Genomic DNA, 26,411 nt, shown 5'->3' on the forward strand with positions numbered 1-26,411 from the left:
AATGGGAACTAAAAAGGTTGAAATGAGAAAAGTTTAAAAGAAGTTAAAAAAGAAATAAAATAGATATGAGTCAAGGAAATTCAAATTCGGCATTAGTTGGAATTATCATGGGTAGCAAATCAGATTTACCTGTTATGCAAGATGCCGCTGATGTATTAAAAGAATTTGGAATAAACTATGAAATTACAGTTGTTTCTGCGCACAGAACACCAGAACGGATGTTTAATTATGCTAAAGAAGCACAAGGCCGTGGTTTAAAAGTGATTATTGCCGGTGCGGGTGGTGCTGCCCACTTACCAGGAATGGTGGCTTCTATTACCACATTGCCAGTAATCGGTGTTCCTGTTAAGTCATCAAACTCTATTGATGGCTGGGATAGCATTTTATCGATCTTACAAATGCCAAATGGCATTCCCGTAGCTACAGTGGCTTTAAATGCAGCTAAAAATGCAGGTTTATTAGCCACTCAGATTTTAGCTACAGCTGATGAGTCTTTAACAGTTAAAATGCAAGCTTATAAAGATGAACTGAGAAGGAAAGTTGAGGAAAGTGCTTCCGAAATGAGTTCTCAGTTGTAAGTTTTCAATTTGCAGTATAAACAATGATTATATTGAAGTCGATTATCAAGATAGCATTGATTATATCTCTTGTTTCTTTAATATTCTCGACTCTATTTTTAATAATCTATGGTGAAATTAATGAGCTAAACATCAATAATTTCACCTCAATATTTATTTGGTATTCATTGATGTATACCATGTGGACAACATTTATATCTACCCTAGCTTTAATTATAATCTCTTTATTGAGAAAAATTAATAATCAAAAAGTCTGGAGTTATATTAAAAGTGAAACAATTCTATTGCTGATAGTAATTGGCTTTACAGCTTTGATAATTCTTTTTTATCATCACCAATATTAATTCAATACTCTAAACTCTACCCCCCAACTCCAAACTAATTCAAATTCGGGTCAACCGGAAAATTACTGATATGCGCATATTTTGGTCCTAAATTTACGATCACATCCCGCCAAAGTTTTTCATCATCGTTACTAAAAATGAGATCAGGATTAAAGGTATCGCTCACCATCCAGGCGTTCTGCTCTATTTCGCGATCGAGCTGTCCATGGTCCCAGCCAGAGTAGCCCATAAAAAATTTTATTTCCTCAGCGCTTATGGCATTGGTATTTAGGAGTATTTTAAGTGTTTCGAAATTCCCTCCCCAATACAGTCCATTCCCAATAGGCTCACCACTCTGCAATTTATCGTAACACCTATGGATAAAATGCAAGGTATCTGCAGCAACTGGTCCGCCAAAATAAATGTAGTTTTTTGCATCCCATAAATCCTGGATCACATCATTCAGCATAAGATTACCAACCTGGTTAAGTATATAACCTACAGTTCCATCATCGCCATGCTCTGTTAAGAGCACAACAGATCTTTTAAAATTAGGATCGGCCATAAATGGCTCTGAGATGAGCAAGCGGCCTGTTTTAGGTTTTATATTGTTCAGCATGATGATAATCATTTGTTACACCGTAAAAGATGTCTATTTTTGTTAAATGCAAGTTACAAATGAATTTCTACAAAACCTGCGCCAAGATTACAAAAGCGCTTCGCTGGATGAATCTGACGTTGATCAAGACCCAATTATCCAGTTTAAAAAGTGGTTTCAACATGCTGTTGATGCCCAGATATACGAACCCAATGTAATGACTTTAGCTACAGCCGATAAAGCTGGCAGACCCGATGCCCGTATTGTTTTACTTAAAGGCGTTGATACAGATGGATTTAGGTTCTTTACGAATTACCTAAGTGCTAAAGGAAAAGAGCTAAAACGTAATCCATACGCAGCTTTAGTATTTTTCTGGCCTGAATTGGAAAGACAAGTGAGGATCGAAGGAACGGTAGAAAAACTAGATAAGGAAACTTCCGAAGAATATTTCAATACCAGGCCAATTGACAGTCAGATTGGAGCGGTAGCTTCTCCACAGAGCCAGGTTATTCCGAATAGAGCGTTTTTAGAAGAAAAATTTGAAGAATTAAAAGCTAAAAGTGCCGATAAAGATATTGCAAAACCTGCGCACTGGGGCGGTTACATTGTAAAACCAACTAGAATCGAGTTTTGGCAAGGAAGAAGCAGCAGGCTGCACGACAGGATAAATTTCGAAAAGGTTAAGGGAATCTGGACTAAAACAAGATTAGCACCATAACTTAATATCAATAAATAGAGATCGGCTATCCTGCGAGATCTCTATTTAACTAATCATTTATTATTAAATTCTTTTTTTTAATTTCTAAGATGAAACAAATCGCAGTTATAGGATCTGGCACGATGGGAAATGGCATCGCTCATACCTTTGCACAATTCAATTATCAAGTCAACCTGATTGATATTAATCAAGCTGCATTGGATAGGGCCATACAAACCATTACCAAAAATCTAGACAGACAGGTTGCCAAAGGCACACTAACAGAAGATCAGAAAGCGGCCGCTCTTAATAACATCACCACATATACCTCAATAAAGGATGGCGTTCAAAGTGCTGATTTAATTGTAGAGGCTGCCACCGAAAATGTGGACTTAAAACTGAAGATTTTTAAGGATTTAGATGAGTACGCACCTCCGCATGCTATCCTGGCTTCTAATACCTCTTCTATTTCCATTACGCAGATTGCTGCCGTAACCGGTAGAGGTGATAAGGTAATCGGGATGCACTTTATGAACCCTGTTCCGGTAATGAAGTTAGTAGAAGTAATAAGAGGTTATGCCACAAGCGATGAAACAACCAGCACCATTATGTCGTTGTCTCAAAGTTTGGATAAAGTTCCTGTTGAGGTAAATGATTATCCGGGTTTTGTGGCTAACCGCATTTTAATGCCAATGATTAACGAGGCCATTTATACCCTGTATGAAGGCGTTGCAGGTGTTTATGAAATCGACACGGTAATGAAACTTGGAATGGCCCATCCAATGGGGCCTTTGCAGTTAGCAGATTTTATTGGTCTGGATGTTTGTTTGGCTATATTAAAAGTATTGAATGATGGTTTTGGGAATCCCAAATATGCTCCTTGCCCTTTATTGGTAAATATGGTTGCTGCGGGTAAAAAAGGTATTAAAACTGGCGAAGGCTTTTATAAATATACTGCCGGATCAAAAGATCTTGTGGTTTCTGATAAATTTAAAAAATCCTAATTTTTTTAGCATTTAATTTTATATTTGCTGTATGAATGAGAATCTGGATCCTGAAGCAAGCAACTTAACTCCTACCGATCGCGATATTGAAAGGGTTTTAAGGCCGCAGGCTTTTGAAGATTTTACGGGGCAGGAAAAAGTGATGGAAAACCTGAAGATTTTTGTTCAGGCGGCGAAACTCCGTGGCGAAGCTTTAGATCATGTTCTTTTGCATGGCCCTCCAGGATTAGGCAAAACCACACTTTCTCATATCATTGCCAACGAAATGGCTACTGGTATCAAAGTAACCTCTGGTCCGGTATTAGATAAACCTGGCGATTTGGCTGGTTTATTAACTGGCTTAGATGAAGGCGATATCCTTTTTATTGATGAGATCCATCGTTTATCTCCTCTTGTAGAAGAATACCTATACTCTGCCATGGAGGATTTTAAAATTGATATTATGCTCGAAACTGGCCCGAATGCCCGTTCGGTACAGATATCGCTTAATCCTTTTACGTTAGTAGGTGCTACCACACGCTCCGGATTGTTGACTGCTCCGTTAAGGGCACGTTTTGGCATCAATGCCCGCTTGGCTTATTATGACGCTAAATTGCTAACCACAATTGTACTACGCTCTTCTGACATCCTAAAAACGCCGATCAGTGATGAAGGTGCCTACGAAATTGCCCGCCGTAGCCGCGGCACGCCCCGTATCGCCAATGCACTTTTACGGAGAACAAGAGATTTTGCGCAGATTAAAGGAAACGGAAATATCGATACTGAAATTGCCCGCTATGCCCTCAATGCATTAAATGTAGATGAACATGGCTTGGATGAGATGGATAACAGGATTCTGGTTACCATTATCGATAAATTTAAAGGCGGCCCAGTGGGTTTGAAAACCATTGCGACGGCTGTTGGAGAAGATGAAGGAACTATTGAGGAGGTTTATGAACCGTTCTTGATTCAGGAGGGTTATATTATGCGTACTTCACGTGGTAGAGAAGTTACCGAAGCAGCTTACAAACATTTAAAGAAAAATTATCCAGGCCAAACCGGGAAGTTGTTTTAATATAATATTGTTTCTTGCCAAATCGTCATTTCGACTGAAGTGCAACGGAATGGAGAAATCTGATATTGTTGTGTTTAAAGATCTCTCCTCCAAAGGAGTTCCTTGGAAAACTGCGATCGAGATGACGCCCACCGCCGTCATTGCGAGGAAAGAAGCAATCTTTTGTTCGTCCTCCTAAGCTTATTTCAGCATCTTCTTAAAAATATACAGTCCATCTGAACATTTAAGCCCTTTTGGTGTTCATAAAATACAAATCAAACATTATGAATATTGAATTACGTAAACTAACGCTCGAAGATTACGAAGATCTTAAAGAATCGATGCTCCAGGCCTACGACAGTATGGGCGGTTCCATCTGGCCAAAATCAAGTATTGCGAAACTTTTAAATATTTTCCCCGAAGGACAGCTATGTATCGCTGTTGATGATAAGGTTGTAGCCTGTTCCCTTGCCATTATTGTAGAGTACGACGAATATGGAGATCGGCATACCTACAAGTTGATTACTGGTGATTATTCTTTTACAACACATGATCCCAACGGAGATACCCTTTATGGAATCGAAATTTTCGTGCACCCCGACTTCCGTGGTCTGCGCTTGGGAAGAAGGTTATATGAGGCACGTAAAGAACTCTGCGAAAGCCTAAATCTAAAAAGCATTATTGCTGGTGGCAGAATTCCGGGTTATCACCAATATGCAGAAAAGCTTAGCCCAAGGCAGTATATCGACAAGGTAAAAGCAAAAGAAATTTACGATCCTACATTGACTTTCCAGATCTCTAATGATTTTCACGTAAGAAAAGTATTGAAAAACTATTTACCTGGCGATAAAGAATCAAAAGAGTATGCCACCTTAATTGAGTGGAATAACATTTATTACCAGGGTATCGATGCTTCAGCCCGTTCGGCAATGACCATCCGTTTGGGTTTGGTGCAATGGGAAATGCGTTTATTCCCCAACATGGACGCTTTTTATGAGCAAGTAGAGTTTTTTGTTGATGCGCTAAGTGGTTACAAATCGGACTTCGTGATGTTCCCTGAGCTATTTAACACACCCTTACTGCAACCATACAATCATTTGCCAGAGATTGAGGCCATGCGCAAACTCGCCGAAAAAACAGAAGAGATTGTACAAAAAATGCACGAATACTCTTTGAGCTACAATACTAATATCATTACAGGTAGTATGCCACTTATTGAGGATGGTAAACTTTATAATGCCACTTACCTTTGTCACCGTACCGGAAAAATAGACGAGTACAGGAAAATTCACATTACACCAAATGAGCAAAAATATTACGGCATGATTGGTGGCGACAAAGTGCAGGTTTTCGATACCGATTGTGGCAAAGTAGGCATTTTGATCTGTTACGATGTAGAATTCCCTGAATTAAGCCGCATTTATGCCGATCAGGGCATGCAGATTTTGTTTGTACCATTCTTAACCGATACACAGAATGGTTATACACGCGTTAGGCATTGTGCTCAGGCCCGGGCGATAGAAAACGAATGTTATGTGGCCATTGCAGGCTGCGTAGGCAATTTACCGAAGGTAAACAACATGGACATCCAGTTCGCGCAATCGGCTGTTTTTACACCTTCTGATTTCGCTTTCCCAACCAATGCCATAAAAGCTGAGGCTACGCCAAATACGGAGATGGTTTTAGTGGTAGATGTTGACCTGCATTTACTAGACGAACTGCACCACTATGGAACAGTAAAAGTGCTAAAAGACAGAAGAAAAGACCTTTATCAGGTTAAACTTTTGAAATAATAATCCATAAAAAAATGCCGGTCAAATTAATGAGCCGGCATTTTCATTATAATCTAAAGCTAATTATTTTCTCATCACAAACCATATAATCAGACCAATAATCACAGCTAGTGGCAATACCCACTTTAAAGCTTGTCCCGCACCGTTTTCATCTTTCTCAGTTACCGCTGGCTTTGCTGGCCCTGGATCTTCTTTATGACTTTCGTAATCTTTTTCGATCGGTTTAGGAGCTGCTCCTGATTCCGTATGTTGTGGATCTATATTTTCCATAGCTAATACTCTAAAAGTTCCTCCTTTCCTTGTGTGATTTCAATCAGGACGAACTATAATTAATTAATTTAGTTTCAGTATTTAGAACAAGTGATTAATGAAAATGTTTTAAATCCTAAGCCTTATCTTTGCAGATCGGTGTACAACAATTCTGCAAAATATAGCCAACTCATCAAAGATGAAGCCCTGCGTTTGGGCTTTATGGCCTGTGGTATTTCGAAAGCTGAATTTCTTGAAGAAGAGGCACCAAGACTGGAAAAATGGCTGAATCAAAACCGCCATGGTGAGATGAAATATATGGAGAATTATTTCGATAAACGCCTTGATCCTAGACTTTTGGTAGAGGATGCAAAATCAGTAATCTCCTTATCCTTAAACTATTACACAGAAGAAAAACAATCAGATCCTGATGCGCCAAAAATTTCCAAGTATGCATACGGACAAGATTACCATACAGTAATAAAAGATAAATTAAAAGAACTAACTCATTTTATTGAAGAAAATATTGGTGAAGTTTCGGGAAGGGCATTTGTAGATTCTGCTCCTGTTTTAGATCGTGCCTGGGCGAAAAAATCTGGTATTGGCTGGATTGGTAAAAATTCTAATCTGATCAGTAAAACTGATGGTTCCTTTTTTTTTCTTGCTGAGTTGATTGTTGATCTGGAGTTAGATTATGATCACCCATACCAGGCTGATTATTGCGGAAGCTGCACACGCTGTTTAGATGCCTGCCCAACTGATGCCATTATTGCACCTCAGGTTGTAGATGGAACCAAATGTATCTCCTACCTCACCATTGAGCTGAAAAATGAAATTCCGAGTGAGTTTAAAGATAAAATGAGCAACTGGATGTTCGGTTGTGATATCTGCCAGGATGTTTGCCCTTGGAACCGTTTCTCTAAAGCCCACAACGAAAGTGCTTTTAAACCAGAAAACGGCTTACTGGATTTGAATGCAAAAGACCTGACTGAAATTACAGATGATGTTTTTAAAAAGGTTTTTAAAGGATCGGCCGTTAAGCGCACTAAATTTTCCGGACTGAAAAGGAATATCGATTTTCTGAAACCTGAATAATGTTTATCGTCATTTCGAGCGAAGCGCAATGGAGTCGAAGACCCTAGTACAGTTTAAAGCTCTCTCCATTCCGCTTCGCTCCAGTCGAGATGACGATTCATAGCGATAACTATATATCAAGGCAAATTTATTAGCAAGATCAAGTTAAACTAAGCAGATCGCCCAGAAAAACCTGAATCCTCCGTATTCATCTAATTCAACGAAAAACTATTATCGCTTTTCACTTTATCAGGGGTGTGTGGGTTTCCCATCACTACTTTTGATAATTTCTTTATTGTCTTGATATCAATTTTCACGTGCTTATCCCCTTTTTCCCAAACGCCAATAGTAGTATGGTTATTTTCGACAGAACCATCTTCATAAGTCAGGGATAAATCAATCGGCATAGCTTTAATACTTTTATTCTCAATGGTAATTGTATATCCACTTGATGTTTTGTCAACTGCTTTAATAGCCATATCGGTAACGCCATCTTCAAAAAACCATGCTTTCCAGAACCAGTTTAAATTTTTACCGCTTCCCTCGTTAATACTGTTAAAGAAATCATATGGCATCGGGTGTTTACCATTCCAGTTTTTAATATAAGTGTGCAAAGCTTTGGTAAACAGTTCGTCTCCAAGGTAATCTTTAACAAACAAATAAGCTAAACCTGGTTTAGGGTATGAATTGGTAAAAGATCCTGATCCTTTTAAATCTGGTGTTAAAGTCATTATTGGGGTATCATCTTTCCCGCCTGATGACGAAGCCGTAGGTTGTACGCCGTATTCATCAACAATGGTAGAATCAATCATCGGAGAAATCAGCCACTCGCCTATTGTGGCCCAACCTTCGTCCATCCAACCATATTTTGTCTCGTTTATGCCCATGTAAAAAGGAAACATCGTATGAAAAATTTCATGATCGGTTAAAGTAATCGCATCTGTGCGGTTATCAACCGGGTTATCGTTCACCATCATTGGGTATTCCATTTGGTCTAAACCATCGAATATTGTTTCATGATTGTATGGAAAAGGCCATTTCGGAAAAGTATAACTCATGGCTTCAACCGTTTTACGGGCGAAATCAATCACTTCGTAATAATCTTTATGTTTTGGATTAAAAACAGCATCTACACGGGTTCTTCTTTTTGTTTTAGGATCAACTACTAAACTGCTCGATTTCCACAGGTAATGATCGCTTAGCGCAAATACAAAATCAGTAACGTTTTTAGCCTCGAATTTAAAGGTATTAAAAGCATTCGGCTGAGTTACTTTTTTATCAGCTAAATCTTTGTCGGTAATCACATCAATTACAGCGTCATTTTTTTCGGCAGATAACATTCTGGAAACAATATCTTTCTGGAAAACTTCTGAAGGGTTTTTCAGGTCGCCGGTTGCCCAAACTCCATATCCACCTGGAACCGTAATTGAAGCATTGAACTGGTCAAAATCGTTATAAAACTCCTCAGCACCAGTGTATGGAAATTTGTTCCAGCCATCCACATCATCATAAACTGCTATGCGAGGAAAAAAGTAGGCTACAAAATGTGAACCTTCATCTACCTGACCTGTACGTATGTGCGATCCTTTATTTAAAGTATAGCGATAATCGATAGAAAAGCTAATGGTTTTGCCAGGTACAACAGCAGGAACGTTAACAGTCATATTTGTCCCATCAATTTTAAAATCGATGATTGATTTTCCGTTCGCTACCATTTTTTCAATAGCAACCCCATCACCCAGGTCAGACTCTGCCACTTTCGACTTTCTTGGTGTTCCTTTTTTGTACAGATTTGGATAAAGTTTAAACCATATTTCCTTCAGCGTATCAGGACTATTATTGGTATAAGTTACCTGAACCTTACCTTTTAACAGCCTGCTAATTGGATTAAAATCTACATTCAGATCATATTTTGAAGTATTTTGCCAATAATTTTTCCCTGGCTTTCCGTCCGTATTTCTTGTTTCCTTTTGATAGGTTTTCTGAAATTCAGGTGCTATTGGTAAAATAGTCTGCGCGTTAGCGTAAAATGCTGTACACAATAGAAGGCTAAATATCTTTATAGATTTCATTTTTTGAGTTTAGGGCAAAGTGCTTTGCGCATAGCGTAATGTTATCTTTTAAAAAAATCAATATTAACAATTAACCAAAATTTACTTACCAAACTTCATTTTCAACTGCTCCAACATGTCTGTATTGATTGGCTGTGCTGGCTTTTCTGTCTTCGGTTGAGGTTTTTGTTGATATTGAGGTTTATTGGCAGGTGTATTATTTTGAGGTCGTGCTGCCCTGTTCTCATTTTTCTTAGCATTGAACTTTGCCCACTCCTCGTCTAACTTCTTCTTCGTGTACAATGGAAAATCGCCATTTTTCATCCAGGCATAATAGCTAGGCTCTACCGAAAATACCTGAGCAGTGGTTTTACCTTTGTGTTTACCAAAGTTAAAACATACCTCATCGTTATCATTGTAAACCAATCGGCCAGCAAAATCTACAGGTTTATTAATGTTGGTAAATATATGCAGTGCATCTACGTCATTTACAACAGGAATACTTTTTACACCTTGTTTGCTCTCGAACTCGGTTTCCTTGTACATTTCTAACTGGCCAAGTAAAACCTTGTAAGTGGCAATAACATCCGCTTCTGCAGCGTGTGCATTAATTAAATCTTCTTGACAATAGAATTTATAAGCCGCTTTTAAAGTGCGTTGCTCCATTTGGTGGAATATATTCTGTACATCAACAAACTTGCGGTTGTTCATATCAAAATCCACTTCAGCTCTTAAAAATTCTTCTAAAAGCATCGGGATATCAAATTTATTCGAATTGTATCCCGCCAGATCACTTTCTCCAATAAATTCAGCAATTTCTGTTGCCAAAGTTTTAAAGGTAGGCTCGTTTGCAATGTCTTCATCATAAATACCGTGTATTAACGAGGTTTGCAAAGGAATCGGCATTTCTGGATTTACCCGCCAGGTTTTAACAAGTTCAGTACCATCTGGCATGGCTTTTAAAACCGCTATTTCAACGATCCTGTCAGCTCCAACATTTATTCCAGTAGCTTCTAGGTCAAAAAATGCTAAAGGGCGCTTTAAATTTAATTTCATTTCTTATGATGTGAGATTGGCGACATTAGATTTGAATCGGAATGTCAAATTCTTTTTTTCAAAAGTGCTAAAAAGGTTTCATTAGTTCTGTAAAACAGCTTTATTAATTTATAAATTTAATTGTCAAATTATTTCAGAATGTTAGTTTGTAGGATTAAATTGCGACAATTTATATACGCTCAAATGAATAAGACATTAGCCATACTATTTCTCCTATTTCTATCATTAACTACTCATGCTCAAAACTTTAACTTTGGCGCAATCACCTATGACGATTACGAATTCGACAAAAAAAAATTAGACAGTAATGCCAACGCCATTGTTTTAAAAGAATTTGGTACAGCATCTATCCAACGGGACGACAATACAGGTAGTTTAGAGCTGATTTTTGAGCATCATGTAAAAATCAAAATCTACAATAAAGAAGGCTTTAAGGAAGCTAATATTGTTATTCCAACCTACAAAGACGAATCCCGAGAAGAAACAATAAGTGATTTAAAAGCTTCTACTTTTAATTATGTAAACAATAATTTTGTAGAAACCGTGATGGACAGAAAGGCTGTTTTCACTGAAAACAGGTCAAAATATACCAGGCTGACCAAGTTTACACTTCCAAACCTCAAAGAGGGATCGGTAATCGAGTATAGCTATAGGCTAAAATCTCCAAACCTATTTAATTTCAAAACGTGGGAATTTCAAAGCAACATTCCGAAGGTAATTAGCGAATATTTGGTTTACATTCCCGGTATTTACAATTACAATGTTTCGTTACGCGGATTTCAAAAACTAACCGACCAAAAAGTTGAACTGAGCAAAGAATGTTTAAGGCTTTCAGGCGTTCCCATTGATTGCTCAAAAATCAACTACATGATGAAAAACATTCCGGCATTTATTGAGGAAGATAACATGACCGCTCCCAGTAACTTCAAATCGGCCATTTATTTTGAGCTTTCTGATGTTCAGAATTTAAATGGAGGGAAAACATCTTATACCAAAACCTGGAAAGATGTTGATTATGAGCTATCATCGTATAAAACATTGGGCGATCAGATGAAAAGGAAGGATGTTTTTAAAGACCTCATTCCAGAAATAACAAAAGGAAGTACAACTGATTTAGACAAGGCAAAAGCCGTTTATAATTACATCAAAAAACAGATCAAATGGAATAATTATTACGGAAAATACGCAGAAGATAACATTAAAAAAGCACTAGAAAACAGATCGGGCAATGTGGCAGATATTAACCTGAGCCTAATTGCGGCACTTTCTGCAGCGGGTTTAGATGCTGAGGCTGTTATCCTTTCTACCCGTGATAATGGAACTGTAAACAAACTTTATCCGGTAATGAGTGATTTTAATTACCTGGTGGCTAAAGTAAACCTTACCGATAAAAGTTATTTATTGGATGCTACTGAACCACTTCTACCCTTCGGATTGTTACCACTTCGGTGTATTAACGACCAAGGCAGGGTAATTAATTTAAAGAAACCATCATACTGGATCGATTTAAAGGCTAGCCAGAGAACAACCACCAGTTATATCCTTATGGGAAAAATGACTACTGAAGGAAAAATTATTGGCACTTTAACAACCCATACCATGGGTTACGCGGCTTATGGCAAACGTAAGGATATTCTTCGATACAATTCGCCAGATGAATATGTTGAGAAGCTTGATGAACGTTTAACCAGAATTAAGATACTGGATCATCAAATTTCGAACTTGGATAGTGTAGAAAATTCTTTAATAGAAAAATACGAGGTAGAGTTTACCATAAACGATGGCACCAATAAAGATCAGTTTTATTTTAGCCCATTTTTTATCAATACCATTTCAAAAAATCCGTTTAACTTAAACGAACGTACCTACCCAGTTGATTTGGGTGCAGCGTCTGACGAGCGCATCATCATCAATGTACTTTTACCAGAAAAATACCAATTGATAGAAAAACCAAAAGATATGGCAATAGCTTTACCCAATATTGGTGGAAGGTATTTACTGCAAACTGGTTTAGATGGGAACACCATTTCGATGAGTCAGATTTTACAATTTAACAATGCTATTTATCAGCCAGAAGAATACCTTTTCTTAAAGGAATTCTATAGCAAGATTATCCAAAACCAGAAAACAGAATTTTTATTAAAAAAAGCAAATTAAATGAGATTCTTATTCACCATATTCTCCTTGCTTTTAGTTTCTGTTACTGGCTTTGCGCAAGACAATTATGATGTTGATTTAATTCCCGCCAACCTGCGCAATCGGGCCAATGCCTGTATCAGGAATGAAGAAACAACGATTGATATGCGCTCCCCTGATAACGTTCTACTTAATGTAAAAAAAGCCATTACGGTATTTAACCAAAATGGAGAAGACGAAGCACGTTTGGTACTCTATTACGATAAAAATATTTCAATTAAAGGGATAAAAGGAGAAGTTTATAATAGCGTTGGCAAGCTCACCAACAAGTTTTCCCAGAACGATTTTGCCGATATGAGCGCAGCAGATGGATTTTCGCTCTTTGTTGATAGCCGCGTAAAACACTATCTACCATCAGTAAACCAATATCCTTACACCGTGCTTTACAATTATGAAATTAGAAATAAACAAAATCTGATTATACCCGATTGGAGCCCGAAACCAGCAGATGATGTTTCAGTAGAGAAAAGTACCTATACCTTTATTTGTAAGCCAACAGATCAGGTAAGAACAAAAACCCAGAATTATAGTGGAACGCCAGATGTGATAACTGATGAGAAGCAGAAAAAAACAATCTGGAAGGCAAATAATATCCTGGCCGTTAGAACTGAACCCTATAGCCCGGCGCACGAAACTTATGCAACCAACATCCAGATTGCCCCGAAAACGTTTTATTATTACAACCATAAAGGCAGTTATACCAACTGGAAAGAGCTCGGCAAATGGATTTATGACGATTTGTTAGCAGAACGCAAAGTCCTGCCGCCTGCCACCATTGAAATGGTAAAAGATCTTGTAAAAAACGAAAAAACGGACAAGGATAAGGCGCGTAAGATCTATCAGTATTTACAAGACAAAACAAGGTACATCAGCGTACAAATCGGTATTGGTGGTTTTCAGCCGATTGCTGCCAGCGAAGTAGACCGGTTGGGTTATGGTGATTGTAAAGCTTTGGTAAATTACATGCAAAGCCTGCTCAGTGCGGTAAATATAGATTCTTATTACTGCGTAGTATCGGCTGGCTCTGAAAAGAAAAGTATGGACCCGGAATACGCCAGTATGGTACAGGGCAATCACATTATCTTGTGTATACCGTTAAAAAATGATACAACCTGGTTAGAATGTACCAGTCAAAAGATCCCATTTGGTTTTTTAAGCGATTTTACTGATGATAGACTGGTACTGGCCTGTACCGCCGAAGGAGGAAAACTATTGCATACACCAAAACTAACAACTGCTGAGAACTTACAGATACGTAAGGCCGACTTAACTCTTCAGTTAGACGGCAGTGTATCTGGAAAGATGAATACTGTTTACGCTGGCTCACAATACGAAAATCAGGAATCGTTGATTGGTAAATCAATAACCGAACAGCATAAACTATTAAAGGAGGCTTATAACATTGACAATATTGATTTCGAAGCGGTTTCCTTTGCGCAGAAAAAAGATATATCGCCTAAATTAACGGAAGAAGTAAGCATTAATATCAGAAATTACGCTCCTGTTAATGGGAATAAAATGTTTTTACAGCCCAATGCCTTTAATCTGAGGAGGTCGATTCCTGAAATAAAGAACAGAACCCTTCCTGTTTACATTAACCGCGGATATACAGATGAAGATACCATTGTTTATACCTTGCCAGATAATGTAATTACAGAATTGATTATTGGACAGGACAAAGCTTTTAAAAGCCCTTTTGGGGAATATGTATGTAAGGCAAGCTTAGTAGGCAACCAACTAACCTATTACAGGAAATTCATACTAAACGATGGTACATTTCCAGCAGCACAGTATAATGAGTTTTCGAAATTCATTAATGATGTAAATTCTGCAGATTATTTAAAATTAGCACTTAGCTTAAAAAAATAATCCCGAGGCCAATACCAATAATCATGATCAGGTACATTAAAATTTCTGTTGAAGCAAATCTTTTGTATTTGGTCCAGAAAGAGTAGTCATTTTCTTCGTTTGGCATTTTACATTCGTTATACGGCAAAAATAGGAAAATAGATTTAAAGAAAACTTAGTAAGTTTTTTTCCGCAGATTAAGGCGATTAACACATATAATTTAATTAGAGAGGATCATTTCCATTGGGAATGACAAGCGGCTCAAATTTGCGCTTTCTGCGATTCTGCGGGAAACAAAACATATGATATAGCTTGCGCCTCATATTCCCAAAAGCTATAAAGCTCCATTTTAAGTCACGAAAATGTAAAACCAATTGTATTTGAAGCGCTACAGAATTCATTTGGGCAACATTTGAGCAAAACAACCGTATAGATAGCTCAATATCAAACTAAACCATACTGAATGAAGAAATACATCCTGGACATTGCTACGATTTTTTTGATGGGTATGAGCATTGTCGGAACAAGTTGGAAAGCAGCGGAGCTTCCCCATACACAACAAGAAGTAGTTAGGCACACAGCTACAGATAGCTTATACAGTCAATATATCTCAAATATTTACCATCAGGTTCATTTAGATTCTGCCGGATTAAGTGAACAGGTTTTTGAAAAAGCCCTAACTGGTTTTTATAACTTAAAATATTCGGGGCTTTTACATGCCAAATCTATATTAACAATTGCCGATTTTGATCAGGAAAGCTCTAAAAAACGCCTGTATATTATCGATCTTGCGAGCAAAAAATTGGTATTAAATACTTGGGTAGCTCATGGGCAAAACAGTGGTGGCGATAAACCAGCCTACTTTTCCAACAATATCAATTCGAATCAGAGCAGTTTAGGTTTTTATTTAACCGGAGAAATCTATTACGGAAAACATGGCCGTTCGCTTAAACTGGATGGCATGGACCAAGGTTTTAACAGTAATGCAAGAGAAAGGGCTATTGTGGTGCATGGAGCCAGTTATGTAAGTCAAAAAAGCATCGATCAATTGGGCAGACTGGGCAGAAGTCAGGGTTGCCCTGCTGTTCCGGCTAAGTTGGCCGATCAGGTGATCAATACCATTTCGGACCGAACGGTATTGTTTATCAATAATTCAGAACAACAATACAGTTCATCATTTTTAAATGAAACACTTGCTGCAAGTGTTATATTAAACCAGGAACAGATTTTAGCAGCCCAAATGGATTAATGTTGTTTAATATTTTTAGCGTTCAGGTTTTTAGGTAAGATCCAGATAAAAAACGATTTGCAACAGGCGAGTAAATCCCAAACCCAACGATTGCTGTCTACCTCTTTTTCGCCGCAATCGACAACTTCGGCACGTTTGAGCAGTTTTTTAACCAAAGCCTGAATCCATTTTATCTTTATTATACGGTTAAAAGACAATCCCAGATAATCGCAATACACATGTACCAGGATTTCTACAATAAGCGAAGCGTTAGAAATAACCAGCGCTTTACCGAAATGCTGTTCATAATCGGCCTTAATGGTATTTATCATCAGCTCAAACCTTGCCTCTGCTTTTCCATCAAGATAAGTCCAGAGTTGAGCATTACTATACACGCGGATTAATTGCGGTTCGAGCCCTACTTTAATTTTATTACCTGCCAGTTCATAAATTTTATCCATTCATTAAAAATCAATTGTAGCTGTTAGATAGCGATATTACCGAATTGTTAATCAATCCGATATAAAAATTTCTGACACAAATGATGGACAAAGTTATCTGATAATTGTTTGCCCAAACGAATGTTAAGTAGCATTGTGAGTAATTTTTTTAATCGGTTGCCAATATTTTAATCATCTTTGAGGTTGAAAAGATAAGCCCATTCATGAAGATTGTAATTGCAGAAAAGCCCTCTGTTGGTCGTGAACTTGCTAAAGTTTTCGGAGCAACCACCAGAAAAGATGGATACATTGAAGGTAAAGGATATTCTTTTACCTGGGCATTCGGGCATTTATTACAATTGGCTCCCCCTCAAGATTATGGCTTTATTGGCTGGAGGAAGCAACATTTGCCCATGCTTCCGCAAAAGTTTAAACTTGCAGTTAGAAAGATTAAAACAAAAGATGGTTTTGTAGAAGATCCGGCAGTACGGAAACAATTAGACACCATAAAAAAACTTTTTGATGAGGCGAGCGAAATTATTGTGGCAACGGATGCGGGGCGTGAGGGTGAATTAATTTTCAGGTACATTTATTATTACCTGAAATGTAAAAAACCTTTCAAACGCCTTTGGATCTCTTCGCAAACGGATGAAGCGATAAAAGATGGATTCAGAAACTTAAAACCGGGAACCGATTACGATACCTTGTTTAATTCGGCCCATTGCCGCTCAGAATCAGACTGGCTGGTGGGAATGAATGCCACACAGGCGCTAAGTATTTCGGCAGGTAACAGAACAGTTCTTTCATTAGGGCGGGTACAAACGCCTACCCTGGCCATGATCTGTGCTCGTTTTTTGGAGATTAAAAACTTCGTTCCTCAAACCTATTATCAAATCAGCATTTTACTTTCTAAAGATGAACAGGTTTTTAAGGCTATATCAACTTCTAACTATAAAGAAAAGGAAGAAGTAGAAAAGTTATTTGCGCTTGTAGAGGATGTGGCTTCTGGTTTTCCAACGGGCGGGAACATTACGGCTGTAGAAGCAAAGCCAAGAAAAGAACCACCTCCATTATTGCACGACTTAAGCAGTTTACAGCAAGAAGCCAATAAGAAAAAGGGATATACTGCTGATCAAACACTTAATATTTTGCAAAACCTGTACGAGAGTAAATTGGTTTCCTACCCCCGTACCGGATCTCGATATATTGGCGATGATGTTTTTGCCGGCGTTCCAGATTTGATTGCAAAATTTACCGATCATGCTGATTTTGGGAAACAAGCGCAGTTTTTGCAAACCATTACTTTAAATAAGAGAAGTGTTAACGCCAAAAAAGTAACCGATCACCATGCCGTTTTACCAACCGGCGAACAGGCATATGGCCTAAGTGCAGATAAGCAGGCTGTATACGATATGGTTGTTGGTCGTATGATCGAGGCTTTTCACCAGGAATGTCTTAAAGAATTAACCAAAATAACCATTCAATCAGGAGTTACTTTTGTAGCTAATGGAACCGTAATTCGCTCTGCAGGCTGGCGGGCTGTTTTTAACGACCCTGAAGATGATAAAAAAGATGAAGACAATGCAGCTTTACCAAAGGTTGCTGTTGGAGAACTATTGCCTATAACAGAAAAATCTCTTTTAGAAAAGCAGACTAAACCTAAACCAATGTACAACGAGGCTTCGTTATTAAAAGCGCTCGAAACATGCGGCAAGGAGATTGAAGATGAAGAATTACGTTATGCCATGAAAGATAGTGGCTTGGGTACTCCTGCAACTCGTGCATCCATTATTGAAACGTTAATCACCAGAGAATATATTACAAGGGAAAAGCGAAATCTTGTACCCACCAATAAAGGTTTGGCTGTTTACGAAGTAGTGAAGGATAAACAGATTGCGCAGGCTGAGCTTACCGGACAGTGGGAAAAAAGATTAGAAGAAATACGTTCAGGCTCATCAGTAAAAGATTTTAAATCAGAAATTACAGAATATACCAAAACCATTACGCATGAACTATTAATTGCAGGAGCCAGTATATCGGGCAAACTCGCAGAAGAAAAGAAACTGGAAAAGGTTTAGCATCAACTTGCGTCATATAACGGCAAACAAATATAAAAAGTAACAATTTTACGGTTATAACTCCATAAATTCCCAGGCGCTGTGGTATGCGTTCAGTTGCTCAGCATACTGGATAAATTCAGCATAAAAATTAGATTTCGATAAAGTAGCACTATCGCCAATAACAACCAGCTTTTTCCTTGCCCTTGTCATGGCAACATTCATCCTCCTCGTATCTGATAAAAACCCAATGCTTCCATCGCCATTACTCCTGGTAAGGCTAATATAAACCACATCGCGTTCCTGCCCCTGAAAGCTATCAATGGTATTAACTGCAATATTATTGCGATATGGATTTAAAATTTCATTTTCCTGGATCAACGCATTTAAAATCTGAACCTGCTGTTTATAAGGGGAAACAATAGCAACCGACGGAAAACCGTCGGTCAAGGTTTGATCTGCCAAACTAGCAACCAAATGCGTTAAATGTTTGACCAAAAATGCAGCTTCATCAGGATTGGTTGTACTTGTTCCATCTAATTTTTCGTCGAAACTACAGCCTGCCGTATCAATAAATTGAATCGGTTGATCGCCATTAAATAATAAATGATCAGCTACAGAGTGATGCGCAATTAACTCATTTTTGTAAAATACCTGAGATGAATAACCCATAATATCTTTGTTCATCCTGTATTGCTCTTTTAACAACACAACCGACTCTGGATGAAGATTTACTGTTTTTTCGAGTAAAGTATTACTTAAGCCATTTATAGCTGCTTCATTTGATTTTATGGTTGGAGAAAGCTGAAAATGATCGCCGGCCAATATTACTTTCTGTGCTTTTAAAATCGGTATCCAACAGGCAGGTTCCAAAGCCTGGCCAGCCTCATCAATTACAATGGTATTATACTTTAAATTCCGAACGGTATAGTGGTTGGCTCCCACCAAGGTGGCGGTAATAATCTGAGCTTTAGTAAACAGATTATCCATAATGTACTGCTCCGTTTTTTCTACTTCCTTTCCAATTTTATGCGCTTCATCAAACAAGGCCTTACGTTGCTCCCGTTCTGCTTTGCCAAAACTCCGCTTGTATTTATGGGCCATGTTTTTATACTCACTGGCCTGTTTTTTTAAAGCCTTAATCGTTTTCATCTCCGGATGATCGGCCATTTGATGATCAAGAGTAGCCGCAAGCAACTTTTCCGAAACCCTTGCCGGATTACCCACACGGATTACTTTTAACCCTTCAGCGGCTAATTTTTCAGTAAGTAGATCAACAGCAGTATTACTTGGTGCTACCACAAGGATTTTTTGATCGCTGTGTTTAACCAACGATTTTATAGCGTGCACAAGTGTTGTTGTTTTTCCGGTGCCTGGAGGACCATGAACCACAGCCAAATGATCGGCTGCAATAATTTTATTCACCGCAAATTGCTGCGAGTCGTTTAACGTATTTGGAATGATAAATTTCTCTTCACCCTGAAATGAAGGTTTTTCTCCTTTCGTTAAAATACGGATCAGTTTATTTTCCGATTCATTTTCTGCCAAATGCGTAGCCTGTTTAAGGGCATTCTGCATTTCGTCGTAGCTGTTATTATCAAAAAGTAAGTCTACACCAAGTTTGCCATCTCTGGTCCAGTCTGGTAATTCATCAACACGGAAGCTGATTTTCATCCTGCTACCACTTTGGTGATTGATAATCCCCTCTATCCGATCTTCTTTGGCATCATGATTAGAAAATAATACCACCGCCGAACCAAAACGGAACTGATGAGAAAAATCCTGATGGGTAGTCCGTTCCAACTCTACAGTTAAATAATCGCCACGGCCTATTTCGGTATTCCTGATTGCAATAGGGTACCAGGTTAAACCCAAGGCTCTCCTATCGGCAGCAGAAGTATTTTCAGTAAGTTTTAAATATGATTGTAAATCTTCGTTGCGTTCGGTATCGAGCAGATCTTGGAGTTTTTTGAAATATTCTTTTGGCAAGACGAAAGGGGTTAATTGGTTAATTGTTGTATTGCTTAATTGTTAGATTGCTTGATAGTCAACTGAAAACTGCCAATTGCAAACTGATTAATTGCTTAATTGTTAGATTGATGTCCTGTTCAAGAGCTGAAATATTTGTTCTTAATAGGTAAATCAAACGCTAACGCCATGCGCATAGCGCTATAAAACAAGCTCGTTATGCAGTCTCAACAGTGTTTCTTCAGCATCATCACAAAAACCAGGATGTACTTTTGAGCACTGCACTACCGTACTTCTGGTTGCCGTAAGCCACCTAAAACGAGAAGCTTGATCGTATTGACCAATAAGACCTGATCCTTTTGCAGACACACTTATTCTTTCAAAAGCGCATAAGTTCTCTTTTAGCTCTTCTAAATCTATCTCTGCAGAAAAAGCCTTTATTTTTTTCTCATCTAGAAAAAAAACACTTTTTAGAAATTTTTGCTTGGCACAAAACAAAATAATGCCAACATTAATAAATTCTTCACGTTCTACCCTGGGCATTACGCGAATCACGGCATACTCAAATAAGAATTTCCCTTGCATGCTGTGCTTCTTTTAAAAATATACTTGAATGAGTTAACCTGGTAGTAAGGAAATGCGTATAGGCATTACGGTGCGCTGCCTTGCTTTCGAAGTTCGTTTCGCCCTCCAACCAGTCATCAGGAATTAAATTAATAACAGATTCGATCTTCTCAGGGCTAAGTAGTTTACTAAATTCGTCATTTACACTTTCTAGTTCAGTGGCCCATGGTAACAATACATGGTCTTTTACCAAAAAGAATGGTTTAATAGCCTGTTCTTCCCAGTTTTGCCACGAATGATGAAAATATAATGCAGCTCCATGGTCTATTAACCAAAGCTCCTTATGCCACAGCAACATATTCGTGTTTCTACAGGTACGGTCCATATTCGTTAAAAAACAATCTAGCCATACAATCTGCGAGGCAAGTTTAGCATCAACAGTAGTTACAGTCGGGTCGAATGTTATTGCGCCAGATAAATAGTGTAATGCCAAATTTAAGCCCACGCTGGCTTTTAGCAGATCCTGTATTTCTTCATCGGGTTCAGTTCTCCCAAAAGCTTCATCTAAATTGGCAAAAACCAATTCAGGTACGCGCAAACCTAAATAGCGTGCTATTTCGCCACCAATTAGTTCGGCAATTAAAGCCCGGGTACCCTGTCCTGCCCCTCTAAATTTAAGTACATATAAAAAATTATCATCAGCTTCTGCAATGGCAGGCATAGAGCCACCCTCGCGCAAAGGCGTAACGTATCTGGCTACATTTACCGTTCTAAGTTGTAAATCGTTCATATCTGCAGATAGAATGGCCATTTATTTTATTTAGGCATAATTCTAAACTTGCTGCAAATTTAGCAGAATTCCAACAATAAATTAGTCAAAGTTTGGTCGTAAAGATCTTGATGGGAGGTCTACTGATCAATCGTTAAAAATAAACAGTTATTTTTTTTGAAGCGCAATACCAGTAGCCATTAGTGAGGGTTCAGTCCTGCTGTTCATTCCAATCCTTTTGGTTAAAATCCGATATAAACAAACCAACGCAAACTAAAAAGGGATTTCCATTGCCATCAGGGCTATATGGCTTTAGACAACATTCATATATTTTTCTATCTAAACGCCATGGCTCGTGTCTCCACGAGCCATTTTTATTTTGCTACGGAAGCACAGAGAGCACGGAAAATCTGTCGCATAAGTGCACTCACTATCAAACCTCAAATAGCAGCACTACCCCAGCTTAAATAAACCTGATCGTAACGAACATGAGTGCAACGAGTAAAGTGGAGAGCAGGACTGCCCGAACCGATAACAACCGGAACCTGCTTTCCAAATAATCTTCCGAAGTTTGTAGGCCATAGCCGATTAACTATTGCACAGAAAACTCCATTAGCTTGCTGTATTCTTCAACCTCAGCTAATCATGCCCCAAATAAGCATTTCCAGCAGGTGTCATAGCCGACGACCATTGTACCGAATCTCGGTTGATTTTAATCAGGCCCATGCTTTCTAATTCTTCATATTCTTCTTCCATCCCACCTAAAACAGAAGAACTAACCTGCTGATTGATTACCTCAAGTAGAGATATGATTTCTGATCTTTCCATAAAACAAATAATTAGATATATTTTAATTAACATAAATACAATCAAAATGTTTATCGCTTAATAAACATTTTCAAGGCTTTAAGGTTGTATTTATACCTGATTTAATTACTATGGAAGCACACATCTATTATCTTTTCATTATGGCCTTACCCGTAGCTTGCATCGCATGGACAGTTACCAAAGAAGAAATTTTCAAAGAAGCGCGTGAATTCTGTGTAAGCCGTTCTAAAAATTGTGATCAACTGGTAAAAAGAAAGTTCTTTTACGTATTTACCTGCGAATATTGCTTTAGTCATTATGTAACCGCGATTCTGCTTTTTATTACCAGATTCACTTTACTTTATCCCGATTGGCGCGGTTACCTTATTTCTTTCTTTTCGATAGTATGGGTTGCCAATGTTTATATGAGTTTATATAACATTATCCGTATCGATTTGAAAAAGGAAAAGATTAAAGCTCAGCGAGAAGAATCAGCACTCAAAAACGATTGAAACCATTTGTAATGGTAGCTGTTTTTAAGGTATAATTTAATATTATGCCATCATCAGTAATCAAATATTTTAGTTATGATGCAGCTACAGAAACATTGAAAATCATCTTTGTAACCGATATGATTTACCTATATAAAGAGGTCCCAGAAAAAATTTACAAGATGTTAAAGGCTTCCGGATCGAAAGGAAGATATTTTAACCGTCACATTAAGGATAAATTTAAATTCCAGAAACTAGAGGAAGAATAATATGCCCGAAGGTCCATCAATAGTAATACTAAAAGATTTAATCAAAGCGCTCCATTTGGGTAAACCTGAAGTACTGGAAGTAGCAGGCAATGCAAATTTCGACAAGGATAGATTGCTCCATGAAAAGATCCAGGATTTTAAAAGCTGGGGTAAACATTTCCTGATCCGTTTTAACGATTTCACAATCCGTATTCATTTTATGTTATTTGGCAGTTATTTAATTAATGAGCATAAAAAAGCGCCATTAAAATTGGGACTGATCTTTAAAAAAGATGAATTAAACTTTTATACCTGCAAAGTTGACCTTCTGGAAGGAAACGTTAAAAAACATTACTACTGGGAAAACGATGTAATGGCTAATGAGTGGGACAGCAATGCAGCTATTAAAAAGTTAAAAGAAAAACCCCAGGCATTGGTTTGCGACGTATTGCTGGATCAGCAGATTTTTAGTGGAGTGGGTAATATTATTAAAAACGAGGTCTTATACCGAACCCGTATACACCCCTTAACCAAAATTGAAAATTTACCACCTGCAAAATTAAAGGCACTGGTTAAGGAAGCCAGAAATTATAGTTTTGATTTTTTAAAGTGGAAAAAGGAAAATACATTAAGTAAGCATTGGGAAGTATATAGTAAGAAAGAGTGCCCGCTTAAACATAAAATCGAGAAAAAGGAAATCGGAAAAACACACCGGCAAACTTATTTCTGTAAAAAATGCCAAAAACTATATGCTAGCTAAAAAATATTTTTTCGGCTTAAAATTTCCACTCAGAAATATAAACCACTAAATGTTAAGTATTTAAATTATTGTACAACTTTTATCAAAACAACAAACTATAATCTTAAAGTAAAAGAAATGTTAATCTTTTAGGAATTTTCTAAACTAGTCCTATATTTGTCCTCGAGAGCGTTAATTTAGATACGGGTATATGGCTTAGGCTGTATGCCCGTTTTTTGTTTTAGCCGTTGATGCGTGCGCTACAACTTTATCCAAGCAGATTCTTAACCATGGCGTATAGGCACTCGGATTAACTGCAATATCCTGAGCTAAGGCTTCCAAATCCATATACTTAAAGCCTTCTACTTCATCGTGATTTATAACTGGTAATTCATCACTCGTGCCAAAAAAAACATGATCAACTTCGTGTTCCGTTAACCCATCTTCAAATATTGCCTTGTAGGTAAATTTAAACAGATAGTTCAATTCACAGTCCATCCCCATTTCTTCCATCAATCTCCTTTTCGCTGCGTGGATATTATTTTCTCCAATCCGCGGATGACTGCAACAGGTATTCGTCCATAAACCTGCAGAATGATATTTGCTCATTGCCCTCTGCTGCAGTAATAGTTCGCGTTTAGAATTAAAAATAAAAACAGAAAAGGCGCGGTGTAATACACCTTTCTCGTGTGCTTCCATTTTACCCATCTGTCCTTTCGGCACATCCTCCTCATCAACCAGAATAACTTGTTCTTCCATTTAAATTACATTTAACTTATTACGGATAATAGAACCAAACATCAAACCGACTTTACGCGTGTTCGAAATTCTTATCCTTTCAGTCATAACTTTTTCAGCACTTAAACGCTTTATCTTAGCAAATAACTTTTTATAATAGATATAAGACAAATATACGCCATTTCTCGACGCTGTGGGCAACTGCTTAATACCAGTTAAGGCCATTTCAAATTCTGCTTCAATTTCTTCTTCGATTTCTTTTTTTTGACGATCGCAGAATAGGGCTAAATTAACATTGGGAAAATAATTTCGATTAAGTGTTTGATGATCAGCCTTCACATCCCTTAAAAAATTAACCTTCTGAAATGCAGAGCCCAATTTCATGGCGTAAGGCTTCAATTGTTCGTAATCTGCATCGCTGCCATCGGTAAAAACCTTTAAACACATCAAACCTACCACTTCTGCGGAGCCTAAAATATATTCGTTGTAAAGTTCTGGTGTATATTCTTGCATTGAAAGATCCATCTCCATACTCCTCAGAAAAAGAACAATCAGCTCCTGGTCTATCTGGTATTGATTTACAACCCTTTGGAATGAATTTAAAATGGGGTTTAAACTAATACCCAGGTTAATGGCTTCGAAAGTATCCTCCTTAAATTTTTCTAATAAAAAATTCTTGTCATAGTGATGGAAACTATCTACAATTTCATCTGCTAAACGTACAAAGCCATAAATGGAGTGTATGGGTTGACGCAGTTCTTTACCAAGAAAATAAATACCATAAGAAAAGCTGGTACTATACAACTTAGTGGTAAGCCGGCTACAATTGGCAGATAGTTGATCAAAAATTTCTTTCATGTAAAAAAGGGTATTGTATTGTTTTTTCAAATTCATCGAGCGTTTTAAACCAATTGATGTGATCGATATTGTTTAGTTTACCGATAACCTCACTATTTCCCGCGAGATGAATCTCAGCGGATGAGCATATTTCAGACAATTCATCTATGTATTTTTGCGCGGCAGATTCCGATCTTGACTTTATCATAAAAAGCAAAACATGACCTACATTTAATGTGGAGAATATTCGCTTAATTGAATCCAACGGAACTTTGCTGCCTAAGAAAATAACTTGATGATGATGCATTCTTAGCATATAACTGGCAAAAAGCAGCCCAATATCATGATCCTCGTCTTCCGGTAAAAAAAGAAGCCAACTTTCGCCAGTATGCCTCGTTAAAGGAAGATTATTAATATGTGTAAATATTTTTTGACGGATAATATTTGATAAAAAATGCTCGTGTGCAGGGCAAATATCGTCTTTTCGCCACATTAAGCCCAAGCGGACCAATAATGGATACATTATTTTCCGGTAGCAGTCAGAAAGCCCCAACTGATCAATGCTTTGATCAATTAAATGATTAAATGAGTGCTCATCAAAAGCCAAACCATGCCTAATAAGTTGCGAAACATAATCTGCCTGCTCATCATGAGTAGGATATGAGAACTGTTGGTCGAGAAGTTTATCAATCGCTTCATCAGAAAGGCTGCAGATTTTAGAAATTTTTAAACCGCTTTTATTTAAGCTTACAATGTTTAATAGTCTTCGGAGCTGCTTATCATCGTATAAACGCGTATTGCCTTGAGATCGCATCGGACTTAACGCATTGTACCGCTGCTCCCAGATCCTGATGGTATGAGAATGGATGCCCGAAAGCTGTTCAAGATCTGAAATAGAATAATTCATTATTTTGTTTAAATATATTCAATAAAATCTAAACAAAAAAAAGAAGAAAAAGTTTTTACTAAAACGGACCGATATTACGATGAAATCGTCATAGTTGAGTTCGCATGAATACCAGCTG

General features: G+C 37.7%; 26 protein-coding genes. 13 read left to right on the forward strand and 13 right to left on the reverse strand.

Annotation, left to right across the window (positions count from 1 at the left end):
- Nucleotides 1–65 precede the first annotated feature (65 nt).
- A complete protein-coding gene (gene purE / locus EYS08_RS16905; RefSeq protein ID WP_131031137.1) occupies nt 66–578 on the forward strand; it encodes a 5-(carboxyamino)imidazole ribonucleotide mutase in 513 nt (170 codons plus the stop codon).
- 378 nt (nt 579–956) lie between these two features.
- Here the strand turns inward: purE and EYS08_RS16910 are convergent, their stop codons facing one another.
- Nucleotides 957–1,520, reverse strand: a complete 564-nt coding sequence (locus tag EYS08_RS16910; RefSeq protein WP_131031138.1) for a YqgE/AlgH family protein — start codon at nt 1,518–1,520, stop codon at nt 957–959.
- Nucleotides 1,521–1,566: 46 nt separating this feature from the next.
- Here EYS08_RS16910 and pdxH point away from each other — a divergent pair, with 46 nt between their 5' ends.
- The 4 genes from pdxH (at nt 1,567) to EYS08_RS16930 (ending at nt 6,026) form a co-directional block, all read left to right on the forward strand.
- The gene (pdxH, locus tag EYS08_RS16915; RefSeq protein WP_131031139.1) at nt 1,567–2,217 is read left to right on the forward strand and encodes a pyridoxamine 5'-phosphate oxidase; all 651 of its coding nucleotides are present in this window, start codon (nt 1,567–1,569) and stop codon (nt 2,215–2,217) included.
- Nucleotides 2,218–2,306: 89 nt separating this feature from the next.
- On the forward strand, nt 2,307–3,200 hold the full coding sequence (locus EYS08_RS16920; protein WP_131031140.1) for a 3-hydroxyacyl-CoA dehydrogenase family protein: 894 nt from the start codon (nt 2,307–2,309) through the stop codon (nt 3,198–3,200).
- Nucleotides 3,201–3,231: 31 nt separating this feature from the next.
- Entirely contained in the window at nt 3,232–4,254 is a 1,023-nt protein-coding gene (gene ruvB / locus EYS08_RS16925; RefSeq protein WP_121283333.1) for a Holliday junction branch migration DNA helicase RuvB, read from the forward strand.
- A 263-nt stretch (nt 4,255–4,517) separates the two neighbouring features.
- Complete coding sequence (locus tag EYS08_RS16930) at nt 4,518–6,026, forward strand: bifunctional GNAT family N-acetyltransferase/carbon-nitrogen hydrolase family protein (RefSeq protein ID WP_131031141.1); 1,509 nt, start codon at nt 4,518–4,520, stop codon at nt 6,024–6,026.
- Between the two features lie 63 nt (nt 6,027–6,089).
- Here EYS08_RS16930 and EYS08_RS16935 read toward each other — a convergent pair whose 3' ends face one another.
- Nucleotides 6,090–6,296: a hypothetical protein gene (locus EYS08_RS16935; protein ID WP_131031142.1), complete on the reverse strand. Its 207-nt coding sequence runs from the start codon at nt 6,294–6,296 to the stop codon at nt 6,090–6,092.
- A gap of 138 nt (nt 6,297–6,434) precedes the next feature.
- Here EYS08_RS16935 and queG point away from each other — a divergent pair, with 138 nt between their 5' ends.
- The gene (queG, locus tag EYS08_RS16940) at nt 6,435–7,370 is read left to right on the forward strand and encodes a tRNA epoxyqueuosine(34) reductase QueG (RefSeq protein WP_131031202.1); all 936 of its coding nucleotides are present in this window, start codon (nt 6,435–6,437) and stop codon (nt 7,368–7,370) included.
- Between the two features lie 191 nt (nt 7,371–7,561).
- Here queG and EYS08_RS16945 read toward each other — a convergent pair whose 3' ends face one another.
- Nucleotides 7,562–9,421: a M1 family metallopeptidase gene (locus EYS08_RS16945; RefSeq protein WP_131031143.1), complete on the reverse strand. Its 1,860-nt coding sequence runs from the start codon at nt 9,419–9,421 to the stop codon at nt 7,562–7,564.
- Between the two features lie 81 nt (nt 9,422–9,502).
- Nucleotides 9,503–10,456, reverse strand: a complete 954-nt coding sequence (locus EYS08_RS16950; RefSeq protein ID WP_131031144.1) for an exonuclease domain-containing protein — start codon at nt 10,454–10,456, stop codon at nt 9,503–9,505.
- Nucleotides 10,457–10,639: 183 nt separating this feature from the next.
- On the opposite strand from EYS08_RS16950, the gene EYS08_RS16955 reads away from it, so the two are divergent.
- Both EYS08_RS16955 and EYS08_RS16960 read left to right on the forward strand, forming a co-directional pair.
- Nucleotides 10,640–12,613 carry a DUF3857 domain-containing protein gene (locus tag EYS08_RS16955; RefSeq protein WP_131031145.1) on the forward strand — a complete coding sequence of 658 codons (1,974 nt, stop codon included), beginning with the start codon at nt 10,640–10,642 and terminating at the stop codon, nt 12,611–12,613.
- Entirely contained in the window at nt 12,614–14,521 is a 1,908-nt protein-coding gene (locus EYS08_RS16960) for a DUF3857 domain-containing protein (RefSeq protein WP_131031146.1), read from the forward strand. It begins immediately after the preceding gene.
- On the opposite strand, the gene EYS08_RS26480 is transcribed toward EYS08_RS16960, so the two are convergent.
- Entirely contained in the window at nt 14,505–14,627 is a 123-nt protein-coding gene (locus EYS08_RS26480; protein WP_255512125.1) for a hypothetical protein, read from the reverse strand. The two genes, EYS08_RS16960 and EYS08_RS26480, sit on opposite strands and share 17 nt — an antisense overlap.
- A gap of 336 nt (nt 14,628–14,963) precedes the next feature.
- On the opposite strand from EYS08_RS26480, the gene EYS08_RS16965 reads away from it, so the two are divergent.
- The gene (locus tag EYS08_RS16965) at nt 14,964–15,749 is read left to right on the forward strand and encodes a murein L,D-transpeptidase catalytic domain family protein (protein WP_131031147.1); all 786 of its coding nucleotides are present in this window, start codon (nt 14,964–14,966) and stop codon (nt 15,747–15,749) included.
- Here EYS08_RS16965 and EYS08_RS16970 read toward each other — a convergent pair.
- Complete coding sequence (locus EYS08_RS16970; RefSeq protein WP_131031148.1) at nt 15,746–16,189, reverse strand: hypothetical protein; 444 nt, start codon at nt 16,187–16,189, stop codon at nt 15,746–15,748. The genes EYS08_RS16965 and EYS08_RS16970 overlap by 4 nt on opposite strands.
- 203 nt (nt 16,190–16,392) lie before the next feature.
- Between EYS08_RS16970 and topB the strand changes: the two genes are divergently transcribed.
- Entirely contained in the window at nt 16,393–18,246 is a 1,854-nt protein-coding gene (gene topB, locus EYS08_RS16975; protein ID WP_131031149.1) for a DNA topoisomerase III, read from the forward strand.
- A 54-nt stretch (nt 18,247–18,300) separates the two neighbouring features.
- On the opposite strand, the gene EYS08_RS16980 is transcribed toward topB, so the two are convergent.
- From EYS08_RS16980 to EYS08_RS16995, 4 genes are all read right to left on the reverse strand, one after another.
- The gene (locus tag EYS08_RS16980) at nt 18,301–20,214 is read right to left on the reverse strand and encodes an AAA domain-containing protein (protein ID WP_131031150.1); all 1,914 of its coding nucleotides are present in this window, start codon (nt 20,212–20,214) and stop codon (nt 18,301–18,303) included.
- A gap of 180 nt (nt 20,215–20,394) precedes the next feature.
- The gene (locus EYS08_RS16985; protein ID WP_131031151.1) at nt 20,395–20,778 is read right to left on the reverse strand and encodes a DUF3037 domain-containing protein; all 384 of its coding nucleotides are present in this window, start codon (nt 20,776–20,778) and stop codon (nt 20,395–20,397) included.
- Complete coding sequence (locus EYS08_RS16990) at nt 20,756–21,568, reverse strand: HipA family kinase (protein ID WP_394343121.1); 813 nt, start codon at nt 21,566–21,568, stop codon at nt 20,756–20,758. The genes EYS08_RS16985 and EYS08_RS16990 overlap by 23 nt, the downstream gene beginning before the upstream one ends.
- A gap of 597 nt (nt 21,569–22,165) precedes the next feature.
- A complete protein-coding gene (locus tag EYS08_RS16995; protein WP_029277933.1) occupies nt 22,166–22,354 on the reverse strand; it encodes a hypothetical protein in 189 nt (62 codons plus the stop codon).
- 110 nt (nt 22,355–22,464) lie between these two features.
- Here EYS08_RS16995 and EYS08_RS17000 point away from each other — a divergent pair, with 110 nt between their 5' ends.
- From EYS08_RS17000 to EYS08_RS17010, 3 genes are read left to right on the forward strand one after another with little or no spacing between them, the layout of a single operon-like run.
- On the forward strand, nt 22,465–22,845 hold the full coding sequence (locus tag EYS08_RS17000; protein ID WP_131031152.1) for a hypothetical protein: 381 nt from the start codon (nt 22,465–22,467) through the stop codon (nt 22,843–22,845).
- A gap of 44 nt (nt 22,846–22,889) precedes the next feature.
- On the forward strand, nt 22,890–23,093 hold the full coding sequence (locus tag EYS08_RS17005; RefSeq protein ID WP_131031153.1) for a KTSC domain-containing protein: 204 nt from the start codon (nt 22,890–22,892) through the stop codon (nt 23,091–23,093).
- A gap of 1 nt (nt 23,094) precedes the next feature.
- Nucleotides 23,095–23,832 carry a DNA-formamidopyrimidine glycosylase family protein gene (locus tag EYS08_RS17010; protein WP_131031154.1) on the forward strand — a complete coding sequence of 246 codons (738 nt, stop codon included), beginning with the start codon at nt 23,095–23,097 and terminating at the stop codon, nt 23,830–23,832.
- A 195-nt stretch (nt 23,833–24,027) separates the two neighbouring features.
- On the opposite strand, the gene idi is transcribed toward EYS08_RS17010, so the two are convergent.
- The 3 genes from idi to EYS08_RS17025 are packed head-to-tail and all read right to left on the reverse strand — an operon-like array spanning nt 24,028 to nt 26,293.
- Complete coding sequence (idi, locus tag EYS08_RS17015) at nt 24,028–24,570, reverse strand: isopentenyl-diphosphate Delta-isomerase (protein ID WP_131031155.1); 543 nt, start codon at nt 24,568–24,570, stop codon at nt 24,028–24,030.
- Nucleotides 24,571–25,407, reverse strand: coding sequence for a phytoene/squalene synthase family protein (locus EYS08_RS17020; protein WP_131031156.1), 837 nt, complete (start codon nt 25,405–25,407; stop codon nt 24,571–24,573). It abuts the gene before it with no gap.
- Entirely contained in the window at nt 25,391–26,293 is a 903-nt protein-coding gene (locus tag EYS08_RS17025) for a MerR family transcriptional regulator (protein WP_131031157.1), read from the reverse strand. Before EYS08_RS17025 ends, EYS08_RS17020 begins: the two co-directional genes overlap by 17 nt.
- Nucleotides 26,294–26,411: the final 118 nt, after the last annotated feature.

This window comes from Pedobacter kyonggii, from assembly GCF_004310665.1.
In the GTDB taxonomy this organism is placed as follows: Bacteria; Bacteroidota; Bacteroidia; order Sphingobacteriales; family Sphingobacteriaceae; genus Pedobacter; species Pedobacter kyonggii.